This is a genomic window from Enterobacter sichuanensis (assembly GCF_002939185.1).
Taxonomy (GTDB): Bacteria; Pseudomonadota; Gammaproteobacteria; order Enterobacterales; family Enterobacteriaceae; genus Enterobacter; species Enterobacter sichuanensis.
Genome location: NZ_POVL01000005.1, coordinates 50,793 through 77,230, shown reverse-complemented (window position 1 = coordinate 77,230; position 26,438 = coordinate 50,793). Strand labels below are relative to the sequence as shown.

The following is a 26,438-nucleotide window of genomic DNA, read 5'->3' as shown; positions in this document are numbered from 1 at the left end:
TAAGAAATATTTGGGTGTTATACCCATTTTCAACCCGCGATGTGGGTTTTTGGCCAACAGGCCGTATTTTGCCGCGGAGCGGCACTTCATTTGCTTCCAGGGTGGAAACAGGGATATTCAGGAGAGAACGTGACAAAAATCCGCCAGTTATGTTTGGTCAGTATGTTGCTGACAAGCGGGATTGCCAGCGCGGCGAATGTCCGTTTGCAGGTTGAGGGGTTATCCGGGGCGCTACAAAAAAACGTGCGTGCGCAGTTATCGACCATCCAGAGTGATGAGGTGACGCCGGACCGGCGTTTTCGCGCGCGCGTGGATGATGCCATCCGTGAAGGGCTGAAAGCGCTGGGGTATTACGAGCCCACGATTGATTTTGACCTCCGTCCGCCGCCAAAGAAGGGGCGGCAGGTGCTTATTGCCCGCGTTTCGCCGGGTGAGCCCGTATTGATTGGCGGCACCAACGTTATCCTGCGCGGCGGGGCGCGTACCGACCGGGACTATCTGGATCTGCTCAGCACGCGGCCGAAAATCGGCACCGTGCTCAACCACGGTGACTACGACCATTTCAAAAAAGAGCTGACGAGCGTGTCCCTGCGTAAGGGCTACTTTGACAGCCAGTTCAACAAAAGCCAGCTCGGTATTGCGCTGGCGCGACGTCAGGCCTTCTGGGATATCGACTACGACAGCGGGGAACGTTATCGCTTTGGCGATGTGACGTTCGAAGGTTCGCAAATTCGTGAAGAGTACCTGCAAAACCTCGTGCCTTTCAAAAAAGGGGATTACTACCAGTCGAGCGATCTGGGAGAGCTGAACCGACGCCTCTCTGCCACCGGCTGGTTTAACTCCGTGATTGTCGCGCCGGAATTTGATAAGTCTCGCAAAACCAAGGTGTTGCCGCTGCATGGCGTTGTCTCGCCGCGCACCGAGAACACCATTGAAACCGGTGTGGGCTATTCGACGGACGTCGGCCCGCGCGTGAAGGCCACCTGGAAAAAGCCGTGGATGAACTCCTGGGGCCACAGCCTGACCACCAGCGCCAGTATCTCTGCCCCGGAACAGCAGCTCGATTTCAGCTACAAAATGCCGTTGCTGAAAAACCCGCTCGAGCAGTACTACCTGGTTCAGGGGGGCTTTAAGCGAACCGACCTGAACGATACCGAGTCAGATTCCACCACGCTTGCCGTGTCACGTTACTGGGATCTCTCCAGCGGCTGGCAGCGCGCCATTAACCTGCGCTGGAGTCTGGACCACTTTACTCAGGCCAACGTCACCAACACCACCATGCTGCTTTATCCTGGGGTGATGATCAGCCGCACCCGCTCGCGCGGCGGCCTGATGCCCACCTGGGGAGATTCCCAGCGCTACTCTATCGATTACTCCAACACCATGTGGGGTTCCGATGTGGATTTCTCGGTGATTCAGGCGCAAAACGTCTGGATCCGCACGCTGTATGATAAACACCGCTTTGTGATGCGCGGTAACCTCGGCTGGATCGAAACCGGCGACTTCGAGAAAGTCCCGCCGGACCTGCGCTTCTTCGCCGGGGGTGACCGCAGTATCCGCGGCTACAAATACAAGTCTATCGCGCCAAAAGATGATGACGGCAAGCTGATTGGTGCTTCCAAGCTGGCCACCGGCTCGCTGGAGTATCAATACAACGTCAGCGGGAAATGGTGGGGGGCGATGTTCGTCGACGGCGGCGAAGCGGTGAGCGATATTCGCCGCAGCGATTTTAAAACCGGCGCGGGCGTAGGCGTGCGCTGGCAGTCACCCGTCGGGCCCATCAAGCTCGATTTCGCCGTTCCGGTGGGCGACAAAGAAGAACACGGATTACAGTTTTACATCGGTCTGGGGCCTGAATTATGAGTTTATGGAAGAAGATAAGCCTCGGGGTACTGATTTTTATCGTGCTGCTGCTCGGTACGGTGGCATTTCTGGTGGGCACGACGAGCGGGCTGCATCTGCTGTTTAACGCCGCGAACCGCTGGGTGCCCGGGCTGGAAATCGGCCAGGTGACGGGCGGCTGGCGCGACCTGCGTCTGAAAAACATCCGCTATGAACAGCCGGGCGTGGCGGTGAACGCCGGTGAATTCCACCTCGCAGTGAAGCTGGGCTGTCTGCGCGACAGCAAGCTCTGCATCAACGATCTGTCGCTAAAAGATGTCAATGTGGCGATAGATACGAAAAAAATGCCGAAGTCTGCGCCGGTGGAAGAAGAGGAGAGCGGTCCGCTGAATCTCTCCACGCCGTACCCGATTGCGCTTTATCGGGTGGCGCTGGATAACGTCAATATCAAAATCGACGACACCACCGTGTCGGTGATGGATTTCACCTCCGGCCTGCGCTGGCAGGAGAAAAACCTGACCCTGACGCCCACCTCCCTGCAGGGTTTACTGATCGCGCTGCCGAAAGTGGCGGACGTGGCGCAGGAAGAGATCGTCGAGCCGAAGATCCAGAACCCGCAGCCGGAAGAGAAGCCGCTGGGCGAAACGCTGAAAGATCTGTTCTCTAAGCCAGTCCTGCCGGAGATGACCGACGTTCACCTGCCGCTGAACCTCAACATTGAAGAGTTCAAAGGCGAGCAGCTGCGTCTGACCGGCGATACCGACCTGACGGTCTTTAACATGCTGCTGAAGGTCAGCAGCATTGACGGCAACATGAAACTCGACGCGCTGGATATCGACACCAATCAGGGCTCGGTGAACGCGTCAGGGAATGCCCTGCTGCGCGACAACTGGCCGGTGGATATCACGCTGAACAGCGCGCTCAACATCGATCCGCTGAAAGGCGAAAAGGTGAAGGTCAACGTGGGCGGGGCGCTGCGCGACAAGCTGGACGTCGGCGTGAATCTCTCCGGCCCGGTGGACATGGTTCTGCGTGCGCAAACCCAGCTGGCGGAAGCCGGGCTGCCGCTGAATCTTGAGGTCGTCAGCAAGCAGCTTTCCTGGCCGTTCACCGGCGAAAAGCAGTTCCAGGCCGATGACCTGAAGCTGAAGCTGAGCGGCAAGATGACCGATTATACGTTGTCGTTCCGTACCGCGGTGAAGGGGCAGGGTGTACCGCCTGCAAACATCACGCTGGATGCGAAGGGCAACGAACAGCAGGTCAACCTCGATAAGCTGACCGTCGCGGCGCTGGAAGGCAAAACCGAGCTGACCGCGCTGCTCGACTGGCAGCAGGCGATCAGCTGGCGCGGCGAGCTGAAGCTGACGGGCATTAACACCGCCAAAGAGGTGCCGGACTGGCCGTCGAAACTGGATGGTCTGATTAAAACCCGCGGCAGCCTGTACGGTGGAACGTGGCAGATGGACGTGCCGGAGATTAAGCTCACCGGTAACGTGAAGCAGAACAAGGTTAACGTTGAGGGCTCGGTCAAAGGCAACAGCTATCTGCAGTGGATTATCCCGGGTCTGCACGTGGCGCTGGGTCGCAACACGGCGGATATCAAAGGCGAGCTGGGGGTGAAAGATCTCAATCTGGATGCCACCATCGACGCGCCGAATCTGGATAACGCGCTGCCGGGCCTTGGCGGTACGGCGAAAGGGCTAGTGAAAGTGCGCGGCACGGTCGACGCGCCGCAGCTGCTGGCGGATATCACCGCCAGTAACCTGCGCTGGCAGGAACTGAGCGTCGCCCGCGTCCGCGTGGAAGGGGATGTGAAATCCACCGATCAGATCGGCGGTAACCTGAACCTGCGCGTGGAGCGCATTTCTCAGCCGGACGTCAACATTAACCTGGTCACCCTGGACGCCAAAGGGAACGAGAAGCAGCACGACCTCCAGCTGCGGGTGCAGGGCGAGCCGGTCTCCGGTCAGCTTCACCTGACCGGCAGCTTCGACAGCAAGGAAGAGCGCTGGAAAGGGACGCTGGACAACACCCGCTTCAACACCCCGGTAGGACCGCTGGCGCTGTCGCGCGCTATCGCGCTGGACTACCGCAACGCCGAGCAGAAGATCAGCATCGGGCCACACTGCTGGACCAACCCGAATGCGGAACTGTGCGTACCGCAGACCATCGATGCGGGGGCGGAAGGGCGCGCACAGATCAACCTCAATCGCTTCGATCTGGCGATGCTGAAACCGTTTATGCCGGATACTACACAGGCGAGCGGCGTCTTCAGCGGGAAAGCCGATGTCGCCTGGGACACCACCAAAGAGGGGCTGCCACAGGGCAGCGTCACGCTTTCCGGACGTAACGTGAAGGTGACGCAGGAGGTCAACGATGCGCCGCTGCCTGTGGCTTTCGACACCCTGAACCTGAGCGCGGACCTGCATAACAACCGTGCGGAGCTGGGGTGGCTGATTCGTCTTACCAACAACGGCCAGTTTGACGGGAAGGTTCAGATTACCGATCCACAGGGACGGCGCAATCTGGGCGGCAACGTCACTATCCGCAACTTCAACCTGGCGATGGTGAACCCGATTTTCGCCCGCGGGGAAAAAGCAGAAGGGATGCTCAATGCCAACCTGCGTCTGGCCGGCAACGCCCAAAGCCCGCAGCTGTTCGGCCAGATGCGGCTCAGCGGGGTGGATATCGACGGTAACTTTATGCCGTTTGACATGCAGCCCAGCCAGCTCGCGATGAACTTCAACGGCATGAGCTCGACGCTGAGCGGCTCGGTGTTAACCCAGCAGGGGCAAATCAACCTCAGCGGCGACGCGGACTGGAGCCAGCTCGATAACTGGCGGGCCCGTATTGCGGCGAAAGGCAGCAAGGTGCGCATCACCGTACCGCCTATGGTGCGACTGGACGTCTCGCCTGATGTGGTCTTTGAAGCCACGCCAAGCCTCTTCACGCTTGACGGACGCGTCGACGTGCCGTGGGCACGCATCGTGGTCCACGACGTGCCGGAAAGCGCGGTCGGCGTCTCAAGTGATGAAGTGATGCTCGATGACAATCTGAAACCTGTCGAACAGAAGAGCGCGGGCATACCCATCAACAGTAACCTTATCGTGCACGTGGGGAATAACGTGCGGCTGGATGCGTTTGGGCTGAAGGCGCGACTGACGGGCGACCTGAAAGTGGCGCAGGATAAACAAGGGCTTGGCCTGAACGGACAAATCAATATTCCTGAAGGACGTTTCCATGCCTATGGCCAGGATCTGATTGTCCGCAAAGGTGAGCTGCTGTTCTCCGGTCCACCGGATCAGCCTCTGCTTAACATCGAAGCGATTCGTAACCCGGAAGCAACGGAAAACGACGTTATTGCAGGCGTGCGCGTTACGGGTTCCGCTGACGAACCGAAGGCGGAGATCTTCTCTGACCCGGCGATGTCGCAGCAGGAAGCTCTCTCATACCTGCTGCGTGGACAAGGTCTGGACAGCGGTCAGAGCGACAGTGCGGCGATGACCTCGATGTTAGTGGGCCTGGGGGTTGCACAAAGTGGGCAGGTTGTGGGTAAAATCGGTGAGACGTTCGGCGTAAGCAATCTGGCGCTGGACACCCAGGGCGTGGGTGACTCCTCGCAGGTGGTGGTCAGCGGCTATGTACTGCCGGGTCTGCAGGTAAAATATGGTGTGGGGATCTTTGACTCACTGGCAACACTCACGCTACGCTATCGCCTGATGCCTAAGCTATATCTGGAAGCAGTGTCCGGCGTAGACCAGGCACTTGATCTGCTCTATCAGTTTGAGTTTTAGCAATGCGAATATTTGTCTACGGCAGTTTAAGAACCAGGCAAGGCAACAGTCACTGGATGACCAATGCCCAGCTACTGGGGAATTACAATATCGAGAACTACCAGTTGTACAGCCTGGGCCACTATCCAGGCGCGGTTCCCGGGGAGGGAACGGTACAGGGTGAGGTTTATCGTATTGATAACGCGACACTTGCCGAACTTGATGCCTTGCGCACCAGGGGCGGTGAATACGCGCGCCAGTTGATCCAGACGCCGTACGGAAGCGCGTGGATGTACGTCTACCAGCGTCCGGTCGAAGGGTTAACGCGGATTGTAAGCGGTAACTGGTTAGACAGAGACCAGTACTGAAAAACGACAACGCCACCGTGAGGTGGCGTTGTTTTTTTTACTCTTTCAATTCTCTTCTGTATCCCGGCGCCGGGTTAAAAACAGAGGAACGAACAGCATGATGTAGGGGGCAATGAGCCATAACAAACACAAAGCGCGTGAACGGCCATAGTAGTTTATGCACCGTGTATTACTTGAAATGACGGGCAGGAAAAACAGTAAAAACAGCAGAATCGCATAATCGCTTCGATAAGGGATCCATAAGTAAAACAAAAACCAGGCAAGCTGGAATGTCATGATGCAGAGATACTGCCATTTGCTGTCTTTGCCGTAACAGTCAAACGCCTTTATGTAGCCCATTTTTATGCTTTGAAGAAAGAAACTTAGCATGTATAGCGCTCACGATCGCGACGGTCAGGAGTGTTCTTGTGATTCAATGGCAAAAAAAAGCCCCGACCAGCGGGGCTTTATCGGCAGGCCGTAAGAATTACTTCTTCGCCGCGCGTTCGAAAGAGGCGATGATTTCTGCTTTCGCCGCTTCTGCGTTGTCCCAGCCGTCAACTTTAACCCACTTGCCTTTTTCGAGGTCTTTGTAGTGCTCGAAGAAGTGAGTGATCTGCGCTTTCAGCAGCTCTGGCAGGTCGTTCACATCTTTGATGTGATCGTACTCTTTGCTCAGTTTGGTGTGTGGTACCGCAACCAGCTTCGCATCTTCACCGGATTCGTCGGTCATTTTCAGCACGCCCACTGGACGGCAGCGAATGACGGCGCCTGGCTGCAGCGGATATGGCGTTGGGACCAGCACGTCAACCGGGTCACCGTCCAGAGACAGGGTGTGGTTGATGTAACCGTAGTTGCACGGATAGAACATCGCGGTAGACATGAAACGGTCTACGAACAGGGCGCCGCTCTCTTTGTCCACTTCGTATTTGATAGGATCTGCGTTAGCCGGGATTTCGATAACTACGTAGATGTCTTCTGGCAGTTCTTTACCCGCAGGGACGTTGAGTAAGCTCATGTCGGTGTCCTTTAAAATGGATGGTAAACAAGTGGCAGGTATTATAGCCAACTCGCACTGAATGTCTCTGCCTGTTTTCGCCTTCTCTCCCTCTCCTTCCCACTTTTCAGACCGATTCCATGACAGAAAAATCCATAAACTCAGCCGCATTTTTCATGGAGAAATGAAAGCGATTACAAACTTGTGATTAACGTTTTATTCACTTTTCTGAAGTGTGATGTAACGCAATTCGTTACATATTTCATTGGCTATAGTCATTTCGCAGAACATCTTTTAACCAACAATAACTCACCCTACGAGGACGCTCATATGTAGAAGCGCTTACTTCTTGTCACAGCAGTTTCGGCAGCCATGTCGTCTATGGCGATGGCCGCACCCTTAACCGTAGGATTTTCGCAGGTCGGCTCTGAATCGGGCTGGCGTGCGGCAGAAACCAACGTGGCGAAAAGCGAGGCCCAGAAACGCGGCATTACGCTGAAAATCGCCGATGGTCAGCAAAAGCAGGAGAACCAGATTAAAGCCGTGCGTTCATTCATCGCTCAGGGCGTGGATGCCATCTTCATTGCGCCTGTGGTGGCAACCGGCTGGGAACCCGTCCTGAAAGAAGCGAAAGACGCTGAAATTCCGGTCTTCCTGCTCGATCGTTCCATCGATGTAAAAGACAAATCTCTCTATATGACCACCGTGACCGCCAACAACGTGCTTGAAGGGCAATTAATTGGCGACTGGCTGGTGAAGCAGGTGGATGGCAAGCCGTGTAACGTCGTGGAGCTGCAGGGCACGGTCGGCGCGAGCGTGGCCATTGACCGTAAGAAAGGCTTTGCTGAGGCGATTGCCAAAGCGCCAAACATCAAGATTATCCGCTCTCAGTCCGGCGATTTTACCCGCAGTAAAGGTAAAGAAGTTATGGAGAGCTTCATTAAGGCCGAAAACAACGGCAAGAACATCTGCATGGTTTATGCCCATAACGATGACATGGTGATCGGGGCGATTCAGGCCATTAAAGAAGCGGGCCTGAAGCCGGGCAAAGATATCCTCACCGGTTCGATCGACGGCGTGCCGGACATCTATAAAGCGATGATCGACGGCGAAGCCAACGCCAGCGTGGAACTCACGCCAAACATGGCCGGCCCGGCATTCGATGCGCTGGAGAAATTCAAGAAGGACGGCACGATGCCTGAGAAGGTGACGGTCACCAAATCCACGCTCTACCTGCCGGGCACGGCGAAAGAAGAGTTAGAGAAGAAGAAAAATATGGGCTACTAAGCTCTTGCCCCCTCACCCTAGCCCTCTCCCCGGAGGGGAGAGGGAAAAGGGCGGGTTGGGCAGAAAATTAAAGACGGGCACGACATAGTCCCCTCTCCCCTCCGGGGAGAGGGTCAGGGTGAGGGGGAAAACCATGACCACTGAACAACACCAGGCAATCCTCCGCACAGAGGGCTTGAGTAAATTTTTTCCCGGCGTAAAAGCGCTGGATAACGTTGATTTCAGCCTGCGGCGCGGTGAAATCATGGCGCTGCTGGGGGAAAACGGGGCGGGAAAATCAACGCTGATTAAAGCCCTGACCGGCGTTTACCACGCCGATCGCGGCACCATCTGGCTGGAAGGTCACGCCATTTCACCGAAAAACACCGCTCATGCCCAACAGCTGGGGATCGGGACGGTGTACCAGGAGGTGAACCTGCTGCCGAATATGTCGGTGGCGGACAACCTGTTTATTGGCCGGGAGCCACGACGCTTTGGCCTGCTGCGCCGCAAAGAGATGGAGGCGCGTGCCACGAAGCTGATGGAATCATACGGCTTCTCCCTCGACGTTCGCGAGCCGCTAAACCGTTTTTCCGTGGCGATGCAGCAGATAGTCGCCATCTGTCGCGCCATCGATCTCTCCGCAAAAGTGCTGATCCTTGATGAACCCACCGCCAGCCTTGACACCCAGGAAGTGGAGATGCTCTTTACCCTGATGCGCCAGCTGCGCGATCAGGGGGTCAGCCTGATCTTCGTCACCCACTTCCTCGATCAGGTGTACGAGGTGAGCGATCGCATTACGGTGCTGCGTAACGGTAGCTTTGTCGGCTGCCGTGAAACCCGCGAGCTGCCGCAGATCGAACTGGTCAAAATGATGCTGGGGCGTGAACTTGAAACCAACGCCCTTCAGCGTGCAGGCCGCACGCTGCTGAGCGAAAAACCGGTCGCCGCCTTCAGCGATTATGGCAAAAAAGGGGTGATCTCGCCGTTTAACCTGGAAGTCCGCCCGGGCGAAATTGTCGGCCTGGCGGGCTTGCTGGGCTCCGGACGCACCGAAACCGCCGAAGTGATCTTCGGGATCAAACCTGCGGACAGCGGCACTGCGCTGATCAAGGGTAAACCGCAAACCCTGCGATCGCCGCATCAGGCCTCCTGTCTTGGCGTTGGTTTCTGCCCGGAAGACCGGAAAACGGATGGCATCATTGCCGCGGCCTCGGTGCGTGAAAATATCATTCTGGCCCTGCAGGCGCAGCGCGGCTGGCTGCGGCCAATCCCCCGCAAAGAGCAGAACGCGATTGCGGAGCGCTTTATCCGCCAGCTCGGCATCCGCACCCCGAGCGCGGAACAGCCCATTGAGTTTCTCTCCGGCGGCAACCAGCAAAAAGTACTGCTGTCACGCTGGCTGCTGACCAAACCGCAGTTCCTGATCCTCGATGAACCGACCCGCGGCATTGACGTGGGGGCGCACGCCGAAATTATCCGCCTTATTGAAACGCTGTGTGCGGACGGCCTGGCGCTGCTGGTTATTTCGTCTGAGCTGGAAGAGTTGGTGGGCTATGCCGATCGCGTCATTATCATGCGCGATCGCAAACAGGTGGCAGAGATCCCGCTGGATAAGCTGTCCGTTCCGGCGATCATGAATGCCATTGCGGCATAAGGAGTGAATCGTGATGTCCCGTTCGCTTTCGCAAACTGGCGAAACAAAGCGCCGCTTCAACTGGCCAACCGGCACGCCACAAATCGCGGCGCTGCTGGTGGTACTGCTGGTTGATAGCCTTGTCGCACCGCATTTCTTCCAGATTATTGTTCAGGATGGTCGCCTGTTTGGCAGCCCGATAGACATCCTGAACCGGGCTGCGCCCGTGGCGCTGCTGGCCATCGGGATGACGCTGGTCATTGCCACCGGCGGGATCGATCTCTCCGTCGGCGCGGTGATGGCCATCGCCGGGGCCACGGCAGCCTCGATGACCGTGGCCGGGCACAGCCTGCCGGTCGTCCTGTTGGCGGCATTAGGCACTGGCGTGCTGGCAGGATTATGGAACGGCATTCTGGTGGCGGTGCTGAAGATTCAGCCCTTTGTCGCCACGCTCATTTTGATGGTCGCCGGGCGCGGTGTGGCACAGCTCATTACTTCCGGACAGATTGTCACCTTCAACTCGCCGAACCTGGCGTGGCTCGGCAGCGGCAAGCTGCTGTTCTTCCCCACGCCGGTGATCATTGCTCTGGTCACGCTGGTGGTGTTCTGGCTCTTCACCCGCAAAACGGCGCTGGGGATGTTCATTGAAGCCGTCGGGATCAATATTCGCGCGGCACGCAACGCCGGGGTCAATACGCGGCTGATGGTGATGCTGACCTACGTGCTTAGCGGTGTGTGTGCCGCCATCGCCGGGGTTATCGTCGCGGCAGATATTCGCGGGGCCGATGCCAACAACGCCGGACTCTGGCTGGAGCTGGATGCGATCCTGGCAGTGGTGATCGGCGGCGGGTCGCTGATGGGCGGGCGCTTTAACCTGCTGCTCTCGGTGATTGGCGCGCTGATCATTCAGGGGATGAACACCGGGATCCTGCTTTCCGGTTTCCAGCCGGAACTCAACCAGGTGGTAAAAGCGGTGGTCGTGCTCTGCGTGTTGATCGTCCAGTCACCGCGCTTTGTCAGCATCATTAAGGGGATCCGTGGCCATGATAAAACGTAATTTACCGTTAATGATCACCCTGGGCGTGTTTGTGCTGGGGTATCTCTACTGCCTGACCCAGTTCCCGGGTTTTGCCTCGACGCGTGTGATTTGCAACATCCTGACCGATAACGCCTTTTTAGGGATTATCGCCGTCGGCATGACGTTTGTGATCCTCTCCGGTGGGATCGATCTCTCCGTCGGCTCGGTGATCGCTTTCACCGGCGTGTTCCTCGCGAAGGCGATCGGTTTCTGGGGGATCTCTCCTCTGGTGGCCTTCCCGCTGGTGCTGGTGATGGGCTGCGCGTTTGGTGCCTTTATGGGGCTGTTGATCGACGCGTTAAAGATCCCGGCCTTTATCATTACCCTCGCGGGCATGTTCTTCCTGCGCGGGGTGAGCTATCTGGTGTCGGAAGAGTCAATTCCGATTAACCATCCGGTGTACGACACGCTCTCAAGCCTGGCGTGGAAAATCCCCGGCGGCGGTCGTCTGAGCGCGATGGGGCTTCTGATGCTGGGCGTGGTGGTCATTGGCATCTTCCTTGCCCACCGTACCCGGTTTGGCAACCAGGTTTACGCCATTGGCGGTAACGCCACCTCGGCAAACCTGATGGGGATCTCCACCCGCAGCACCACCATTCGCATCTATATGCTCTCGACCGGGCTGGCGACGCTGGCAGGCATTGTCTTCTCGGTTTATACCCAGGCGGGCTACGCGCTGGCAGGGGTGGGCGTCGAGCTGGATGCCATTGCCTCGGTGGTCATCGGCGGCACACTGCTCAGCGGTGGAGTGGGAACGGTGCTGGGAACGCTGTTCGGCGTGGCCATCCAGGGGCTGATCCAGACCTATATCAACTTTGACGGTACGCTCAGCTCCTGGTGGACGAAGATCGCCATCGGCATATTGCTGTTTATCTTTATTGCCCTGCAGCGCGGTCTGACGGTGCTCTGGGAAAACCGCCAAAGCTCACCTGTTACCCGCGTAAACACGTCGGTAACAGAGCGATAACATGCTGAATTTGCTTAAAGTCTAAACATTTTCCGGTAGCGGCCGATACTCTTTTTTTATGCCCAGAAATATCTCGCTACCGGAAATAATATCATGCTTAAAACGCTATCGATTCGTACCGGCTTGCTCTCTTTACTGGCCGTTATGACCCTTCTGCTGCTGATTGTCAGCGGCATTGGCATTTATGCCCTCACACAGAGTTCTTCTTCACTGCAGCGTATCAACCACCTTCAGGGTGAGCAGATGGTGCAGCTTAATTCTGGCTATACGCTGATCCTGCGTGCGCGCAATGAAGCGGGCCAGGCCGTCCGGATGATGGAAATCGGTATGCTGGACGATGCCTCCAGAGCGGTAAAAAATATCAATCAGGAAGTCGCCCTGGCCCAGAAAACGCTGAAAGGCGTGATCGACGGCGGCGTGGCTGACGAACAGGGGCAACAGCTTCTCAATAATGTGGCGACCACGCTGGCGGCGTATAACCAGCAGGGGATCAACCCGATGCTGAAAGCCTTGAATGACCAGAGCGCTGACAATTACTACGATCTGCTGGAAAACGCCCTGATCCCGGTGGCGAAGCAATTTGATAACGCTATGCAGGCGTTTCAGAAATGGAGTGAAGCGCGAGGCCAGGCAGAAGTCAGTGCCGTGCAGGCGAGTAAAACCCGCGTACTGATCCTGATTATCGTCGCAGCGCTGCTGACGGCAGGCATTATCGTGCTGGCCTGGCTGGTGTTGCGCCATATGCTGCTCAAGCCGCTCTCGGCGTCAATCGCTCAGCTGGAGAACGTGGCGGCGGGTGATTTAACCCATACGCTAAATGCGCCCGCGAGCCAGGAATTTAACCGTCTCAATGCCGCCATAGAGGAGATGCGTCAGTCGCTGATGAACTCGGTGCTGCGGGTACGTGATGCCAGCGCGCAAATTGACACCGGCAGCCGCGAACTGACGGCGGGGAACCGGGATTTGGCCGAGCGCACTGAATCCACCGCCACGTCGCTGGAACAGACGGCCGCCAGCATGGAAGAGATCACCGCCACGGTGAAACTCAACGCCGATAACGCCGAGCAGGCGCACCAGCTGGCGAAATCGGTGTCTGATACTGCGGATCATGGCAGCGAAATGGTCTGCTATGTGATTGAAAAAATGCGGGATATCTCCGGCAGCTCGGCGCGTATCGCCGACATTCTGAGCGTGATTGACGGCATTGCCTTCCAGACCAATATTCTGGCGCTTAACGCCTCCGTGGAAGCGGCGCGCGCGGGCGAGCAGGGGCGCGGGTTTGCCGTCGTTGCGGGCGAAGTGCGAAACCTTGCCAGCCGTAGCGCCGACGCGGCGAAAGAGATCCGCTCACTTATCAGTGATTCGCAGACCCATGTTAACGAGGGCAGCGAGCTGGCTCAGCAGGCAGGTGAAACAATGGATGAGATCGCAACCGAAGTGCTGCGCATGACGAAACTGATGCGCGAAATTGCCACCGCGTCCCAGGAGCAGAGCCGCGGCATTGAGCAGGTGAATATTGCGGTGAATCAGATGGACGAAACCGCGCAGCAGAATGCGGCGCTGGTGCAGCAATCCTCCGCCGCGACCCGCTCCCTTGAGGAGCAGTCGCGTCAGCTGATGGACGCCATGTCCTCATTCAAAGTGACGACTCAGAACGCGGCATAATATTGCCCAGCCCCGGTACGTTTTGTGTCGGGGTTTTATTTCTCGCAGAATTGACTGCAGCGATATTATCGTGAATATCGCCCATTAATATTTCCAGCGAACTGGTTAGGGCTAATGCTTTTTCCGTCGGCTCGAGATATAAACCTTTGCGGAAAAATAGCGGCTCATCAAACAGTTGATTAAAACGTTTCAGTGCCAGACTCACCGCGGGGCGGGACATGTCGAGACGCACCGCCGCCTTTGCCATGCTGCCGCAGCGGACGATCTCAATAAAAACAGGGATAAGATTTAAATCAATACCGGTATTAGCACGAGAATAATTTTTCATTGCGATTCTGCTCCACGAAATATCTGTCAAACTGTTATGGAAATAATGCAGGAGCAGTGCTCAGGATTAAAGCGTGTTTTTTATAAACACTTATACGGTAAAATATATAAATGAGCAGGGGAGCCAGACGGGCTCCCCTGAAGAAAGGTATTACGCGTCCGGATACTCACGGATAAAACGTTCAACGTCTTCAACCATGTGGTTGTTGCCGACGAAGAATGAACGACGCTGGTGCAGGCTTTCCGGCACGATATCCAGAATACGCTCTTTACCGTCGCTCGCCTTGCCGCCCGCCTGTTCGGCCAGGAACGCCATTGGGTTGCATTCATACAGCAGACGCAGTTTCCCGTCCGGGTGGCTTGCGGTGCTTGGATAGAGGTAGATACCGCCTTTCAGCAGGTTACGGTGGAAGTCCGCAACCAGAGAGCCAATATAGCGGGACGTGTACGGGCGCTGCGTCGCTTTATCTTCTTCCTGGCAGAATTTGATGTACTTCTTCACACCGTTCGGGAACTTGATGTAGTTTCCTTCGTTGATGGAGTAGGTACTGCCCTTTTCCGGGAAGCGCATACGTTCCTGACACAGGCAGAAGACGCCCAGGGAAGGATCGTACGTAAAGGCGTGAACCCCGCACCCGGTGGTATACACCAGCATGGTGGAGGAGCCATACACGACGTAACCGGCAGCAACCTGCTTATTGCCCGGCTGCAGGAAATCTTCTTCGGTCACCGGCGTGCCAACAGGCGTGACGCGGCGGTAGATGGAGAAAATGGTACCGACAGAAACGTTAACGTCGATGTTGGAGGAGCCGTCGAGCGGATCCATCAGAACAACGTATTTCGCGTGTTCACACCCTTCGAAAACAACAATTTCATCTTCTTCTTCGGAGGCGATACCCGCAACGATGTCGCGCGCGCGCAGTGCAGCTTTCAGTTTTTCATTTGCGAACAGATCGAGTTTCTGCTGAACCTCGCCCTGAACGTTCTCGGCACCGCTGGCACCCAGGATATCGACCAGACCGGCCTTGTTGATATCACGGTGGATGATCTTAGCGCCCAGCTTTATTGCCGACAGCAAAGCAGTGAGTTCACCGGTAGCATGAGAGAACTCGTGCTGCTTTTCGACAATAAATTCACCTAACGTTTTCATAACACTTTCCCTGCATCTTTGTGAGTAAAGCGATTGTATGTTCACTAAAACGACTAAAGCCCAACAATCTTAACAAAGATTCAAATAGTAGCGCAGAGGTGAATCGCGCCAGCAGGATACGGATTTTCCTGAAATGCGTTTCACAGCCGCTAACATGTGAGTAAAATGTGCGCCACATTGAAGAAGGATAGTGACGTATGCGCATTCATATATTGGGGATTTGTGGCACTTTCATGGGCGGACTGGCAATGCTGGCGCGCTCGCTGGGCCATGAAGTGACAGGTTCGGACGCCAATGTGTATCCGCCAATGAGCACGCTTCTGGAGAAACAGGGCATCGCGTTGATTCAGGGCTACGATGCCAGCCAGCTGGATCCCGAGCCGGATCTGGTCATCATTGGCAACGCGATGACCCGCGGCAACCCGTGCGTTGAGGCGGTACTGGAACGCAATATTCCGTTCATGTCCGGCCCGCAGTGGCTGCATGATTTCGTGCTGCGTGACCGCTGGGTGGTTGCCGTTGCCGGGACCCACGGCAAAACGACCACCGCCGGGATGGCGACGTGGATCCTTGAAGCCTGCGGCTATAAACCGGGCTTCGTGATTGGCGGCGTACCGGGTAATTTCGACGTCTCTGCGCGCCTGGGTGACAGCCCGTTCTTTGTTATCGAAGCCGACGAGTATGACTGCGCCTTCTTCGACAAACGTTCCAAATTTGTCCATTACTGCCCGCGGACGCTGATCCTCAATAATCTTGAGTTCGACCATGCGGATATCTTTGACGATCTGAAAGCCATTCAGAAGCAGTTCCACCATCTGGTGCGCATCGTGCCGGGCCAGGGCCGCATCATCCTGCCGGAAAACGACATCAACCTGAAACAGACCCTGGCAATGGGCTGCTGGAGCGAGCAGGAGCTGGTGGGCGAGCAGGGCCACTGGCAGGCGAAGAAACTCAACGCGGATGCCTCGGAGTGGGAAGTGCTGCTCGACGGTGAAAAAGTGGGTGAGGTGAAGTGGGGCCTGGTGGGTGAACACAACATGCACAACGGCCTGATGGCGATCGCGGCCGCACGCCATGTGGGCGTTCAGCCTGCGGATGCGGCGAACGCACTGGGCTCGTTTATCAATGCCCGTCGCCGTCTGGAGCTGCGCGGTGAAGCCCACGGCGTCACGGTGTATGACGATTTCGCACACCATCCAACGGCGATTCTGGCGACGCTTGCGGCCCTGCGCGGCAAAGTCGGCGGTACCGCGCGCATTCTGGCGGTGCTGGAACCGCGTTCGAACACCATGAAGATGGGGATCTGCAAAGACGATCTCGCGCCCTCTTTAGGGCGTGCCGATGAGGTCTTCCTGCTGCAGCCGCAGCATATTCCGTGGCAGGTGGCGGAAGTGGCCGATGCCTGCATCCAGCCGGCGCACTGGAGCGCGGATGTGGATACGCTGGCGGAGATGGTGGTGAAAGCGGCCCAGCCGGGCGACCATATTCTGGTGATGAGTAACGGCGGTTTTGGTGGGATCCATCAGAAGCTGCTGGACGGTCTGGCGAAAAAAGCGGAAGTGGCCGCCGACGTGTAAAAAAAAGCCCGGTGGCGCTTGCGCTTACCGGGCCTGGATTTTGCACGACCTTGTAGGCCGGATAAGGCGTTTACGCCGCCATCCGGCGCAAAACGCACGGATTACTCTTCGTTCTCAGACAGCTCACGCAGATACTGGAAAATCAGGCGCGCAGACTTCGGCGGCTTATTCCCTTCTTTCTCTTTCTTCGCGTTACGGATCAATGAACGCAGCTGCTGGCGGTCGGCATCCGGCCACAGGTTCAGGACTTCCGGTACGGCGTCATCACCCTGTTCAATCAGACGATCGCGGATCTGCTCCAGCTTATGGAACAGCGCAACCTGCTGGTTATGGCGGTTTTTCAGCTTGTCCAGCGCCTGGCGGATCGGATCAACGTCGCGCTGACGCAGCATTTTACCGATAAGCTGAAGCTGGCGACGACGGCCTTCTTTTTTGATTTTCTGTGCCAGTTCAATGGCATCACGCAGATCCTGGTCGAGCGGGATCTTATCCAGCGCGTTTTTACCCAGTTCCACCATTTCTGCGCCAAGCTGTTTTAACTCTTCGGCGTCGCGTTTAATTTCACTTTTACTGACCCAGATGATCTCATCATCTTCGTCTTCGATGTCATCACCGGGAACGTCGTCGAGCCAGTCTTCGGGCTGCTTAGTCATGTCAGGCTCCTTAAAAAAAGAGGCTAATGTTACCAGTTAAGACGCGCACTGAAAAACGGTTCTCTGTTAGACTTCAGTTAACTCTCTCTTACAGTATGGCATTTGCGATGAAAGTAACCTCACAAGTTGAAGCGCAGCGTAAGATTCTGGAAGAAGCCGTCTCCACCGCGCTGACGCTCGCTTCAGGTAAATCAGATGGCGCCGAAGTGGCGGTCAGCAAAACCACCGGTATTAGCGTGAGTACCCGCTATGGCGAAGTGGAAAATGTAGAATTCAACAGCGATGGCGCGCTGGGGATCACGGTGTATCACCAGAATCGCAAAGGCAGTGCCTCCTCGACCGACCTCAGCCCGGATGCCATTGCCCGTACGGTGCAGGCGGCGCTGGATATCGCCCGTTATACCTCGCCAGACCCTTACGCTGGCGTGGCGGATAAAGAGCTGCTGGCCTTTGATGCCCCGGATCTCGACCTTTTCCACCCGGCGGACGTCACCCCGGACGAAGCCATTGAACTGGCAGCCCGCGCTGAGCAGGCTTCCCTGCAGGCCGATAAACGTATTACCAATACCGAAGGCGGCAGCTTCAACAGCCATTACGGCATCAAAGTGTTCGGCAACAGCCACGGCATGCTGCAGGGCTACTGCTCCACCCGTCATTCGCTCTCCAGCTGCGTGATCGCCGAAGAGAACGGCGACATGGAGCGCGACTACGCCTACACCATTGGCCGCGCGCTGGGGGATTTACAGTCTCCGGAGTGGGTCGGTAAAGAATGCGCCGAACGCACGCTGTCGCGCCTGTCACCGCGTAAACTCTCCACCATGAAGGCCCCGGTCATTTTTGCCAATGAAGTGGCGACCGGACTGTTTGGCCATCTGGTGGGCGCTATCGCGGGCGGCTCCGTGTACCGTAAATCGACCTTCCTGCTCGACTCGCTGGGCAAGCAGATCCTGCCGGACTGGCTGACCATCGAAGAGCATCCGCACCTGCTGAAAGGCCTCGCCTCCACACCGTTCGACAGCGAAGGCGTGCGTACCGAACGTCGTGATATCGTCAAAGACGGCGTGCTGACCCAGTGGCTGCTGACCAACTACTCCGCGCGCAAGCTGGGGCTGAAAAGCACCGGGCACGCAGGCGGTATCCATAACTGGCGCATCGCCGGACAGGGCCTGAGCTTCGAGCAGATGCTGAAAGAGATGGGCACCGGGCTGGTCGTCACAGAGCTGATGGGCCAGGGCGTGAGCGGCATCACCGGGGATTACTCTCGTGGTGCGGCGGGCTTCTGGGTTGAAAATGGAGAAATCCAGTATCCGGTGAGCGAAATTACCATTGCCGGCAACCTGAAGGACATGTGGCGCAACATCGTTACGGTCGGTAACGATATTGAAACACGTAGCAATATACAGTGTGGTTCAGTTCTTCTGCCCGAAATGAAAATTGCGGGTCAATAAAGATAGCGTTTTGTTAATAATAAAAAGGAAGTGAGCAATGCGTAAACATCTGTTAGCGATCGTCGCGGCTTCAACGCTGGTTCTTGGCTCTTCTGCGTTTGCTGCCGATCTTGAAGACGACATGGGCATCCTCGGGCAAAACCTGAAGGTGGTGCAGAAAGCGGACAATGCGGCGGAAATGAAAGACGCGCTGACCAAAATGCGTGAAGCGGCGCTGGATGCCCAGAAAGCAACACCGCCTAAGCTTGAAAACAAAGCGGCAGACAGTGCCGAGATGAAAGACTACCGTCACGGCTTTGACGTGCTGGTAGGGCAAATCGACGGTGCGCTGAAACTCGCCAACGAAGGCAAAGTGAAAGAAGCCCAGGCGGCGGCCGAGCAGTTTGTGACGACGCGCAACACGTATCATAAAAAGTACCGTTAATTGGGTGCCTGAGCTGTACGTCCTTTCCCTGTATGCGGAGGCGCACTGCGCGCCTCCACAAATTTGCTCCCTACTTGCCGGAGCGACAATCCATCCGCGCTATCACTTCAAGCGAGCCGTTTCGAAAACGGATCTCGCACAGTGTTTTCCTCGTCACCAGCGTTAAGATGATTATTGTCAAAGCAACAATCATCAAAACCCGGATAATTGGGGATTGGCGTTTCATGGATGCCTCCTTGCTTTAAAGCGGGCGAGGTAGCGAACTCCACGGTCGTGACGTGTTGTTTCGAGCCCCCGCCCTGATTTTTTATCAGGCGGGGCTTTCCACTTTCCGTCCCTTGCCTGAGACGGTCAGTCTCAAGCACCCGTCGCCACTCTAGCGAATCCCCATAAGAAAACCTTATCTACATCACATTTCTACGAGCCGACTCGTAATCTTTTCCACTTCGCTGACCTGTTCCTTGCCGCGTAATAGCGTGATATTCATCACGTAAATACAGCGGTTTATCCAGATTCAGCGCATTTATGTGGCACAGATCACTGCTGCGGCCCGCCTTTCCACTTCGAAGTGGAAAACAACTCGCTACAAACCCTTTCCCCCCGCCGTTAGTTTACTTACAGAGCCATTAACGGGGTAAGACCAGTGAGTAACGGAGCGGTAATGAACGACATTGGGGAACAGGCAGTGCAAACAGAGCAGCTTGCGAACACGATGCTGCAGCAGGTTTACGCCCTGCTGGCCCGGCACAACATCATCCCCAATGCGGTACAGGAGCAAATGCTCACCTCCCACGTTCGTGCGATGGCGCACCGGTCCGTGACCGGCGAGCCGCTGCCGGAGGTTGAAGCGGAGCTGTTCGACGAAATTTCACCGGATTCAATGCGGCTGGCACGTGAAGTGGTGGCGCAGTTTGGCAACCTTCCTGATGAAGAGGCCTGGCTGCTCTCCGTTCACTTTGAAGTCGCGAAAGACAACCTTTAAGGAGCAACACATGGAACAGATTACAGTCGTGATTGGCGATCGCCTGGGTAAAGGTCAGAAAGTGGCCGCTGGTGTGGAAAAAGCGGGTGGACGCGCGGTGGTTGTGCCGGGCATGGCCGCGGATATGAAGCTGGGCAACGTGATGAAAGCGGAAAACGCCACCTTCGGTATCTCCTTCTGCGGTAGCGGCGGCGCGGGCGCCATCACCGCCCAGACCAAATATGGCTACAAAGCCAAATACGGTATGCGTTCCGTGGATGAAGGTGTGACTGCCATCAACGAAGGCTGCAACGTGCTGGGCTTTGGCTTTATGGATAAAGAAGAGCTGGGCGAGCGTCTGGTGCAGGCGTGGCAGAAAAAATACGGCGCATAAGCATGAAAGAACAGTTCACAACCACGGTGAGAGTGAAGGGCAAAGGCGATGCCAAAGCGCGCGCCTTTGCCGACGCGCTCAACCACGTTCAGGCCGCGGTGATGAAAGCCTCACCGCATATCTTACTGCGTATTGAGCCACAGGATGTGCAGGTCGTTCAGGCGCAAGAAGCGGTGCGAAAAGAAGCCTTTCTGTTCTTCTTTCTGCGCCGGGAAAGACGCACCTACAGCGTGGAGCTGGATGTGACCGTCAACGTGACCGCCATCAATCTTGACCAGGTGGATTTCGTCACGCAACGCTGATTATTCATAAAAGGGCAGACTGATGTTCTTAATTATATTAATAAAATCGCTCATCATCGGCGGCCTGGTAGGCGTCGGTGTCGGAGCCGGTGCTGCACGCATGTTTCATGCGCCTACCACACAGGGGATGGGCGCGTTTCGTACGTTGGGGGAGCTGAACTCCTGCGAAGGGGATCCGGCGTCTCACTTCTCCTTTGGGTTAGGTTTCTTCTTTAACGCCTGGGCCTCTTCCGTGGCCGCAGGGGCTTTCACACAGGACGTTGACCACCGCATCATCCCGAACTGGGGTGCGGCTGCACTGATGATCAAAAACCGCAACGTCGGCGAAACGCTGCACGACCCGCGCAAAATGGCGATTGCCTGCGGCGTGATCGGCATGGTCGTCGTGACCTTCCTGAACCTGACCGCCTCCTCGGTCCCTGCCGCACTGCAGGTCACCGCCGTGAAGGTGCTGGTGCCGGCGGCGAACCTGCTGGTCAACACCGTGATGCCGGTGATTTTCTGGCTGGCGGCCATCGACGCAGGTAAAAAATCGGGCTTCTGGGCCACCATCTTCGGCGGCGCAGCGCAGCTGATTATGGGCAACGCCGTACCGGGCCTGGTACTGGGGATCCTGATCGGTAAAGGCGTGGAAGAGAGCGGCTGGAACCACGTCACCAAAGTGATGATGGCGGCGATCGTCCTGCTCTTCGTGCTGAGCGGCTTCTTCCGCGGCTTCGACATGAAGATGATCGAATCCTTCCATCTGACCGTGCCGAACTGGCTCGACATGATCCACAACTCGCTCAGCGGTAAATAACAGGAGCCTGCAATGGAACAGAATAAAGGTTTTTGGTATGCCGACTGGTCGTTCCCGATCTTCGTTGGCCTGCTCTCCTCCGGTGTGTTCGCCGGGACGCACATGTACTACCTCTATGGCATCGGCGCGTTTAACGAAGTGGCTTTCGTGGCGATGCTGAAAGCCGGGATTGATACCGGCGTCTACGGCGCTGTGGCGGCGTTTGGCGCGAGCTTCCTGTTCGCCCGTATTATCGAAGGGTCGCTGGTCGGTATTCTCGACATCGGCGGCGCCATCCAGACCGGCGTGGGGCTGGGGGTTCCGGCACTGCTGCTGGGGGCGGGCATCATGTTCCCGGTGACCAACTTTATTGCCGCGCTGATCACCGGCCTGGTGATTGGTCTGGCGATTGGCTACGTCATCATCCTGGCGCGTAAGTTCACCATCAACCAGAGCAACTCCACTTACGGCGCAGACGTCATGATGGGCGCAGGTAACGCCTCCGGCCGCTTCCTGGGGCCGTTGATTATCCTCAGCGCCATGACCGCCTCCATCCCGATTGGCGTGGGCTCCCTGCTGGGCGCGCTGCTGTTCTACATCTGGCAGAAGCCCATTACCGGTGGCGCCATTCTGGGTGCAATGATTTTAGGCTGGCTGTTCCCGGTCGCCCTTTAATACCTGCGGGCGCGCTGGCGCCCGCCTTATCAGGAGAACCCCATGTTTGATTTACTCCTGCGCCGCGCGCGCCTTGCCGACGATACCCTGACCGATATCGCCATTCAGGACGGTTCGATCGCGGCGCAGGGCGAGATTGATGCTCCCGCACATAAGACGGTTGAGCTGAACGGTGACGTGTTCGTCAGCGCAGGCTGGATCGACTCGCACGTTCACTGCTACCCGAACTCCCCGATTTACCACGACGAACCGGACAGCGTCGGGATTGCCACCGGCGTCACCAGCGTGGTGGATGCGGGCAGTACCGGGGCAGACGACGTGGACGACTTCTATGAAATTACCCGCAAAGCCACCACCGAGGTGTTCGCGCTGCTGAACATCTCCCGCGTAGGGCTGATTGCCCAGAACGAGCTGGCCAATATGGCCAATGTTGACGCCGACGCGGTGAAGCAGGCGGTAAAACGCCACCCTGATTTTATCGTCGGCCTGAAGGCGCGCATGAGCAGCAGCGTGGTCGGTGACAACGGCATTACGCCGCTTGCGCGTGCGAAAGCCATCCAGAAAGAGAACGGCGACCTGCCGCTGATGGTGCACATCGGCAATAACCCGCCAAACCTCGACGAAATCGCCGAATTGCTGAGCTCGGGCGACATCATCACCCACTGCTATAACGGCAAACCCAACCGCATTCTGACGCCTTCCGGCGAGCTGCGTGCGTCCATTACGTCTGCGCTGAAGCTCGGCGTACGGCTGGACGTTGGCCACGGTACGGCGAGCTTCAGCTTTGAGGTGGCAAAACGTGCCATCGCGATGGGCATTCTGCCCCACACCATCAGCTCGGATATCTACTGCCGCAACCGCATCAATGGCCCGGTCGGGTCGCTGGCGAGCGTGATGTCTAAATTCCTCGCCATCGGCATGTCATTGCCGCAGGTGATTGACTGCGTGACCGCGAACGCGGCTGATGGCCTGCGACTGGCGCGCAAAGGGCGCATTCAGCCCGGCCTTGACGCCGACCTGACGCTGTTCACCGTTAAACGTCAGCCGACGGTGCTGACGGATGCCGAAAACGACAGCCTGCAGGCTGAACACATTCTGGTGCCGCTTGCCGCGATCCGCGCGGGCAAGGGCTACATGACCGAACAAGGGAGCACGGAACATGCCTTCAATTTATGAGAAATACAACTTAAAGCAGGTCATCAACACCTCCGGCCGCATGACGGCGCTGGGCGTCTCCACGCCGCGCCCGGAAGTGGTTCAGGCGGCGATGGACGGCATGAATCACTATTTCGAGATGAAGGATCTGGTTAACAAAACCGGGGAATACATCGCGAAGCTGCTGGACGTTGAAGGGGCGACGGTGGTCTCCTGCGCCTCGGCGGGCATTGCCCAGTCGGTGGCGGCGGTGCTGGTGAAAGACAGTGACTGGCTGCTGGAAAACCTGCACGTGACGCCCGTTGAGAACAACGAGATCGTCTTGCCGAAAGGGCACAACGTTAACTTCGGCGCACCGGTGGGCACCATGGTGGCGCTGGGCGGCGGCAGGGTGGTGGAAGCGGGCTATGCCAACGAATGTTCCGCCGATCAGCTGGCGGCGGCAATCACCCCACGCACCGCGGCGATCCTGTACATCAAATCGCACCACTGCGTGCAGAAAAGCATGCTCAGCGTTGAGCAGGCAGCGGTGGTGGCGCGTAAACACGATCTTCCGCTGATCGTCGACGCGGCAGCGGAAGAAGATCTGCATACCTACTACCGATCCGGGGCCGATCTGGTGATCTACAGCGGCGCGAAGGCGATTGAAGGGCCTACCAGCGGGCTGGTGATCGGCAAGACCCGCTACGTCGAGTGGGTGAAGCGCCAGACGGCGGGCATTGGCCGCGCGATGAAGGTCGGCAAAGAGGGGATCCTCGGCCTGACCTGCGCCATCGAACACTACCTGACGGCGACCAAAGAGAGCGGTGCGGAAATGGTGGCGAAGATGACGCCGTTTATCGACGCACTCAACACCCTCACCGGCGTCACGGCGCGCGTGGTCTGGGACAGCGCGGGTCGCGATATCGCGCGCACCGAGATTAAGTTCGACGAAGCCATTACCGGCATCGGCACCGGCGAGCTGGTGAATGCTCTGAAGCAGGGCGAATACGCCATTTACTTCCGTGGCTACAAGGCCAACGAAGGGATCATCGAAGCGGACGTGCGCAGTGTGAATGCTGACCAGTTGAACATTGTGTACCGTCGCATTAGTGAAGTGTTAGGACAGGAGAATAAGGCATGAAACTGACCCCCAATTTTTACCGTGACCGCGTCTGTCTGAACGTGCTGGCAGGTTCGAAGGCTAACGCCAGCGCCATTTACGAGGCGGCGGAAGGTCATGTGCTGTTGGGCGTGCTCTCCAAAAATTATCCGGACGTAGCCAGCGCGGTCGCTGATATGCGTGAGTACGCGGTGCTGATTGACAACGCGCTCTCGGTAGGACTTGGCGCAGGCGACCCGAACCAGTCGGCGATGGTGAGCGAAATCGCCCGCCAGGTGCAACCGCAGCACGTCAATCAGGTCTTTACCGGCGTCGCCACCAGCCGCGCGCTGCTGGGACAGAACGACTCCGTAGTCAACGGTCTGGTCTCACCGACCGGCACTGTCGGCATGGTGAAAATCTCCACCGGCCCGCTGAGCAGCGCAGCACCGGACGGCATTGTGCCGGTGGAAACCGCGATTGCCCTGCTGAAAGATTTTGGCGGCAGCTCAATCAAATACTTCCCGATGGGCGGCCTCAAGTGCCGTGACGAATATCAGGCTGTAGCAGTAGCCTGCGCCCGTCACGACTTCTGGCTGGAGCCGACAGGGGGAATCGATCTGGAGAATTTTGAGGAGATCCTGCAGATCGCCCTGGACGCAGGCGTGAGCAAAATCATCCCGCATATCTACAGCTCGATTATCGACAAAGCCAGCGGCGATACGCGTCCGGAAGATGTGCGTACGTTGCTTGAAATGACGAAGAAACTCGTTAAGTAATACCTTCAACAGGAGCCACCATGCACACCCGTAACCTGCTTGTCGCTTCACTCTCTTTACTTGCCAGCGCCGCTGTCGCCCAGACGCAGTACGCCTGGGTGGGTACCTATAACCCTAACGGGGAAGGGCTGTACCGCTTTACCGTTGACCCGCAAACCGGCGCGCTCGGCAATAAAACGCTGGTGAGCAAACTGCCGAACGCCGCGCAGCTGACCGTCTCGCCCGACGGCAAAACGCTCTATCTGGCAAGCGAAGTGGAGCAGGGCGTGGTGCAGGCGCTGCGCATCGGCGATAAGGGTGAGCTGAGCGAGCTCAATCAGGTGGCGTCCGGCGGGGCCGGGCCGGTTTATCTTTCGCTGACGCCAAATTGCCAGCATCTGCTGGTGGCCAACTACGTCAGCGGGTCGATTGCCGTTCTGCCGGTTAAGGCAGACGGCAGCCTGGGGGATGCCACGGACACCCATCAGGATCAGGGCGAACCGGGCGCGGCAAAACCGGAAGCGGCCGCTGAAGGCAGTTTTGCCATCAGCGATCACAACGGACCTCATGCGCACATGATCGCCACCGATCCCAGCGGGAAATACGTGTTTTCCACCGATCTGGGGTTAGATCGCATCTACCAGTACCGCCTGGACGAGCGAACCGGCACGCTGACACCAAACGATCCGCCGTTTATTCGCGCCTCCTCAAAAGGGGCCGGACCGCGCCATTTTGTCTTCACGCCGAAGGGGGACGCCCTGTGGCTGATTAACGAAGAGGCGTCGACGCTCACCCACTATGCCGTGCAGGCCAACGGTACGTTGAAAGAGGGCAAAACGGTGTCTGCCCTGCCGGAAGGGTACAAAGGCACCAGTTTTGCGGCGGGGCTGGCGTTAAGCGCCGATGGTAAACAGCTGTATGTGGCTAACCGTTTGCATAACAGCATCGGGCACTTTACCGTAACAGCGGAGGGCACGCTGACGCATCAGGATGATGTCTGGACGCGAGGCGATTACCCGCGCACCCTGACGCTCGATAAACAGGGCCGCTGGCTGTACGTTATGAACCAGCGCAGCGACAACATTACCCGTTTCCGCGTCGGTCAGGACGGCAGGCTAAGCGTTGAGCCAGACTATACCCCGGTCGGCAGCCCATCCCAGATGGTTATTTCACCTTAAGCCGTA

General features: G+C 57.2%; 24 protein-coding genes and 1 pseudogene. 20 read left to right on the top strand and 5 right to left on the bottom strand.

What is annotated here, in order from left to right; genetic code table 11:
• The first annotated feature begins 129 nt into the window (after nt 1-129).
• The 3 genes from tamA to C5687_RS04030 are packed head-to-tail and all read left to right on the top strand — an operon-like array spanning nt 130 to nt 5,983.
• A complete protein-coding gene (gene tamA, locus C5687_RS04040; protein WP_025759061.1) occupies nt 130-1,863 on the top strand; it encodes an autotransporter assembly complex protein TamA in 1,734 nt (577 codons plus the stop codon).
• On the top strand, nt 1,860-5,636 hold the full coding sequence (tamB, locus tag C5687_RS04035) for an autotransporter assembly complex protein TamB (protein ID WP_104556458.1): 3,777 nt from the start codon (nt 1,860-1,862) through the stop codon (nt 5,634-5,636). Before tamA ends, tamB begins: the two co-directional genes overlap by 4 nt.
• A gap of 2 nt (nt 5,637-5,638) precedes the next feature.
• Nucleotides 5,639-5,983: a gamma-glutamylcyclotransferase family protein gene (locus C5687_RS04030; protein WP_025759063.1), complete on the top strand. Its 345-nt coding sequence runs from the start codon at nt 5,639-5,641 to the stop codon at nt 5,981-5,983.
• A 466-nt stretch (nt 5,984-6,449) separates the two neighbouring features.
• On the opposite strand, the gene ppa is transcribed toward C5687_RS04030, so the two are convergent.
• Nucleotides 6,450-6,980, bottom strand: a complete 531-nt coding sequence (ppa, locus tag C5687_RS04020; protein WP_008501423.1) for an inorganic diphosphatase — start codon at nt 6,978-6,980, stop codon at nt 6,450-6,452.
• A gap of 315 nt (nt 6,981-7,295) precedes the next feature.
• Between ppa and ytfQ the strand changes: the two are divergent.
• The 5 genes and pseudogenes from ytfQ to C5687_RS03990 form a co-directional block, all read left to right on the top strand.
• Nucleotides 7,296-8,246 (top strand): annotated as a pseudogene (gene ytfQ / locus C5687_RS04010) (galactofuranose ABC transporter, galactofuranose-binding protein YtfQ); the annotation flags it as partial.
• A gap of 133 nt (nt 8,247-8,379) precedes the next feature.
• A complete protein-coding gene (gene ytfR / locus C5687_RS04005) occupies nt 8,380-9,882 on the top strand; it encodes a galactofuranose ABC transporter, ATP-binding protein YtfR (RefSeq protein ID WP_045284441.1) in 1,503 nt (500 codons plus the stop codon).
• Between the two features lie 10 nt (nt 9,883-9,892).
• Entirely contained in the window at nt 9,893-10,918 is a 1,026-nt protein-coding gene (gene ytfT / locus C5687_RS04000) for a galactofuranose ABC transporter, ATP-binding protein YtfT (RefSeq protein WP_014830435.1), read from the top strand.
• On the top strand, nt 10,905-11,906 hold the full coding sequence (gene yjfF / locus C5687_RS03995) for a galactofuranose ABC transporter, permease protein YjfF (protein WP_021240694.1): 1,002 nt from the start codon (nt 10,905-10,907) through the stop codon (nt 11,904-11,906). The genes ytfT and yjfF overlap by 14 nt, the downstream gene beginning before the upstream one ends.
• A 93-nt stretch (nt 11,907-11,999) precedes the next feature.
• Nucleotides 12,000-13,571, top strand: a complete 1,572-nt coding sequence (locus C5687_RS03990) for a methyl-accepting chemotaxis protein (RefSeq protein ID WP_045284442.1) — start codon at nt 12,000-12,002, stop codon at nt 13,569-13,571.
• Here C5687_RS03990 and C5687_RS03985 read toward each other — a convergent pair.
• Together C5687_RS03985 and fbp are read right to left on the bottom strand one after the other, a co-directional pair.
• Nucleotides 13,543-13,899: a helix-turn-helix domain-containing protein gene (locus C5687_RS03985; protein WP_059385672.1), complete on the bottom strand. Its 357-nt coding sequence runs from the start codon at nt 13,897-13,899 to the stop codon at nt 13,543-13,545. The genes C5687_RS03990 and C5687_RS03985 overlap by 29 nt on opposite strands.
• Nucleotides 13,900-14,049: 150 nt before the next feature.
• Nucleotides 14,050-15,048, bottom strand: a complete 999-nt coding sequence (fbp, locus tag C5687_RS03980; RefSeq protein ID WP_025759072.1) for a class 1 fructose-bisphosphatase — start codon at nt 15,046-15,048, stop codon at nt 14,050-14,052.
• A 197-nt stretch (nt 15,049-15,245) separates the two neighbouring features.
• On the opposite strand from fbp, the gene mpl reads away from it, so the two are divergent.
• Nucleotides 15,246-16,625 carry a UDP-N-acetylmuramate:L-alanyl-gamma-D-glutamyl-meso-diaminopimelate ligase gene (mpl, locus tag C5687_RS03975; RefSeq protein ID WP_045284444.1) on the top strand — a complete coding sequence of 460 codons (1,380 nt, stop codon included), beginning with the start codon at nt 15,246-15,248 and terminating at the stop codon, nt 16,623-16,625.
• 101 nt (nt 16,626-16,726) lie between these two features.
• On the opposite strand, the gene yjgA is transcribed toward mpl, so the two are convergent.
• Nucleotides 16,727-17,278 (bottom strand): ribosome biogenesis factor YjgA, encoded by a 552-nt coding sequence (gene yjgA / locus C5687_RS03970; protein ID WP_008501414.1) that lies wholly within the window; start codon nt 17,276-17,278, stop codon nt 16,727-16,729.
• A 95-nt stretch (nt 17,279-17,373) separates the two neighbouring features.
• On the opposite strand from yjgA, the gene pmbA reads away from it, so the two are divergent.
• Together pmbA and cybC are read left to right on the top strand one after the other, a co-directional pair.
• Entirely contained in the window at nt 17,374-18,726 is a 1,353-nt protein-coding gene (pmbA, locus tag C5687_RS03965) for a metalloprotease PmbA (protein WP_032672597.1), read from the top strand.
• Nucleotides 18,727-18,763: 37 nt separating this feature from the next.
• The gene (gene cybC / locus C5687_RS03960; protein ID WP_104556456.1) at nt 18,764-19,150 is read left to right on the top strand and encodes a cytochrome b562; all 387 of its coding nucleotides are present in this window, start codon (nt 18,764-18,766) and stop codon (nt 19,148-19,150) included.
• 70 nt (nt 19,151-19,220) lie between these two features.
• On the opposite strand, the gene C5687_RS03955 is transcribed toward cybC, so the two are convergent.
• A complete protein-coding gene (locus C5687_RS03955; protein ID WP_238380447.1) occupies nt 19,221-19,343 on the bottom strand; it encodes a Hok/Gef family protein in 123 nt (40 codons plus the stop codon).
• 450 nt (nt 19,344-19,793) lie between these two features.
• Here C5687_RS03955 and C5687_RS03950 point away from each other — a divergent pair, with 450 nt between their 5' ends.
• The 9 genes from C5687_RS03950 to C5687_RS03910 are packed head-to-tail and all read left to right on the top strand — an operon-like array spanning nt 19,794 to nt 26,432.
• Nucleotides 19,794-20,132 (top strand): glycine dehydrogenase, encoded by a 339-nt coding sequence (locus C5687_RS03950; protein WP_095441974.1) that lies wholly within the window; start codon nt 19,794-19,796, stop codon nt 20,130-20,132.
• Between the two features lie 10 nt (nt 20,133-20,142).
• Nucleotides 20,143-20,505, top strand: coding sequence for an SFCGS family glycine-rich protein (locus tag C5687_RS03945; RefSeq protein ID WP_104556455.1), 363 nt, complete (start codon nt 20,143-20,145; stop codon nt 20,503-20,505).
• Between the two features lie 2 nt (nt 20,506-20,507).
• Nucleotides 20,508-20,807, top strand: coding sequence for a DUF4312 family protein (locus tag C5687_RS03940; RefSeq protein WP_006810338.1), 300 nt, complete (start codon nt 20,508-20,510; stop codon nt 20,805-20,807).
• Between the two features lie 22 nt (nt 20,808-20,829).
• Nucleotides 20,830-21,606: a DUF4311 domain-containing protein gene (locus C5687_RS03935; RefSeq protein ID WP_025759080.1), complete on the top strand. Its 777-nt coding sequence runs from the start codon at nt 20,830-20,832 to the stop codon at nt 21,604-21,606.
• Between the two features lie 12 nt (nt 21,607-21,618).
• A complete protein-coding gene (locus C5687_RS03930) occupies nt 21,619-22,260 on the top strand; it encodes a DUF4310 family protein (RefSeq protein WP_008501407.1) in 642 nt (213 codons plus the stop codon).
• A gap of 42 nt (nt 22,261-22,302) precedes the next feature.
• On the top strand, nt 22,303-23,436 hold the full coding sequence (locus C5687_RS03925; RefSeq protein WP_104556454.1) for an amidohydrolase/deacetylase family metallohydrolase: 1,134 nt from the start codon (nt 22,303-22,305) through the stop codon (nt 23,434-23,436).
• Nucleotides 23,420-24,538, top strand: a complete 1,119-nt coding sequence (locus C5687_RS03920; protein WP_104556453.1) for a DgaE family pyridoxal phosphate-dependent ammonia lyase — start codon at nt 23,420-23,422, stop codon at nt 24,536-24,538. The genes C5687_RS03925 and C5687_RS03920 overlap by 17 nt, the downstream gene beginning before the upstream one ends.
• A complete protein-coding gene (gene dagF / locus C5687_RS03915) occupies nt 24,535-25,275 on the top strand; it encodes a 2-dehydro-3-deoxy-phosphogluconate aldolase (protein WP_104556452.1) in 741 nt (246 codons plus the stop codon). The genes C5687_RS03920 and dagF overlap by 4 nt, the downstream gene beginning before the upstream one ends.
• A gap of 20 nt (nt 25,276-25,295) precedes the next feature.
• Entirely contained in the window at nt 25,296-26,432 is a 1,137-nt protein-coding gene (locus C5687_RS03910) for a lactonase family protein (RefSeq protein ID WP_104556451.1), read from the top strand.
• Nucleotides 26,433-26,438: the final 6 nt, after the last annotated feature.

What these genes read in the sequence shown, in the direction of transcription:
- C5687_RS03945 (WP_104556455.1), top strand. Translation starts at nt 20,143, where the DNA reads ATGGAACAGATTACAGTCGTGATTGGCGATCGCCTGGGTAAAGGTCAG.
- tamB (WP_104556458.1), top strand. Translation starts at nt 1,860, where the DNA reads ATGAGTTTATGGAAGAAGATAAGCCTCGGGGTACTGATTTTTATCGTG.
- C5687_RS04030 (WP_025759063.1), top strand. Translation starts at nt 5,639, where the DNA reads ATGCGAATATTTGTCTACGGCAGTTTAAGAACCAGGCAAGGCAACAGT.
- C5687_RS03910 (WP_104556451.1), top strand. Translation starts at nt 25,296, where the DNA reads ATGCACACCCGTAACCTGCTTGTCGCTTCACTCTCTTTACTTGCCAGC.
- cybC (WP_104556456.1), top strand. Translation starts at nt 18,764, where the DNA reads ATGCGTAAACATCTGTTAGCGATCGTCGCGGCTTCAACGCTGGTTCTT.
- pmbA (WP_032672597.1), top strand. Translation starts at nt 17,374, where the DNA reads ATGGCATTTGCGATGAAAGTAACCTCACAAGTTGAAGCGCAGCGTAAG.
- ppa (WP_008501423.1), bottom strand. Translation starts at nt 6,980, where the DNA reads ATGAGCTTACTCAACGTCCCTGCGGGTAAAGAACTGCCAGAAGACATC.
- C5687_RS03925 (WP_104556454.1), top strand. Translation starts at nt 22,303, where the DNA reads ATGTTTGATTTACTCCTGCGCCGCGCGCGCCTTGCCGACGATACCCTG.
- C5687_RS03985 (WP_059385672.1), bottom strand. Translation starts at nt 13,899, where the DNA reads ATGAAAAATTATTCTCGTGCTAATACCGGTATTGATTTAAATCTTATC.
- C5687_RS03990 (WP_045284442.1), top strand. Translation starts at nt 12,000, where the DNA reads ATGCTTAAAACGCTATCGATTCGTACCGGCTTGCTCTCTTTACTGGCC.
- C5687_RS03930 (WP_008501407.1), top strand. Translation starts at nt 21,619, where the DNA reads ATGGAACAGAATAAAGGTTTTTGGTATGCCGACTGGTCGTTCCCGATC.
- dagF (WP_104556452.1), top strand. Translation starts at nt 24,535, where the DNA reads ATGAAACTGACCCCCAATTTTTACCGTGACCGCGTCTGTCTGAACGTG.
- mpl (WP_045284444.1), top strand. Translation starts at nt 15,246, where the DNA reads ATGCGCATTCATATATTGGGGATTTGTGGCACTTTCATGGGCGGACTG.
- ytfR (WP_045284441.1), top strand. Translation starts at nt 8,380, where the DNA reads ATGACCACTGAACAACACCAGGCAATCCTCCGCACAGAGGGCTTGAGT.
- yjgA (WP_008501414.1), bottom strand. Translation starts at nt 17,278, where the DNA reads ATGACTAAGCAGCCCGAAGACTGGCTCGACGACGTTCCCGGTGATGAC.
- fbp (WP_025759072.1), bottom strand. Translation starts at nt 15,048, where the DNA reads ATGAAAACGTTAGGTGAATTTATTGTCGAAAAGCAGCACGAGTTCTCT.
- C5687_RS03940 (WP_006810338.1), top strand. Translation starts at nt 20,508, where the DNA reads ATGAAAGAACAGTTCACAACCACGGTGAGAGTGAAGGGCAAAGGCGAT.
- C5687_RS03955 (WP_238380447.1), bottom strand. Translation starts at nt 19,343, where the DNA reads ATGATTGTTGCTTTGACAATAATCATCTTAACGCTGGTGACGAGGAAA.
- C5687_RS03920 (WP_104556453.1), top strand. Translation starts at nt 23,420, where the DNA reads ATGCCTTCAATTTATGAGAAATACAACTTAAAGCAGGTCATCAACACC.
- yjfF (WP_021240694.1), top strand. Translation starts at nt 10,905, where the DNA reads ATGATAAAACGTAATTTACCGTTAATGATCACCCTGGGCGTGTTTGTG.
- C5687_RS03935 (WP_025759080.1), top strand. Translation starts at nt 20,830, where the DNA reads ATGTTCTTAATTATATTAATAAAATCGCTCATCATCGGCGGCCTGGTA.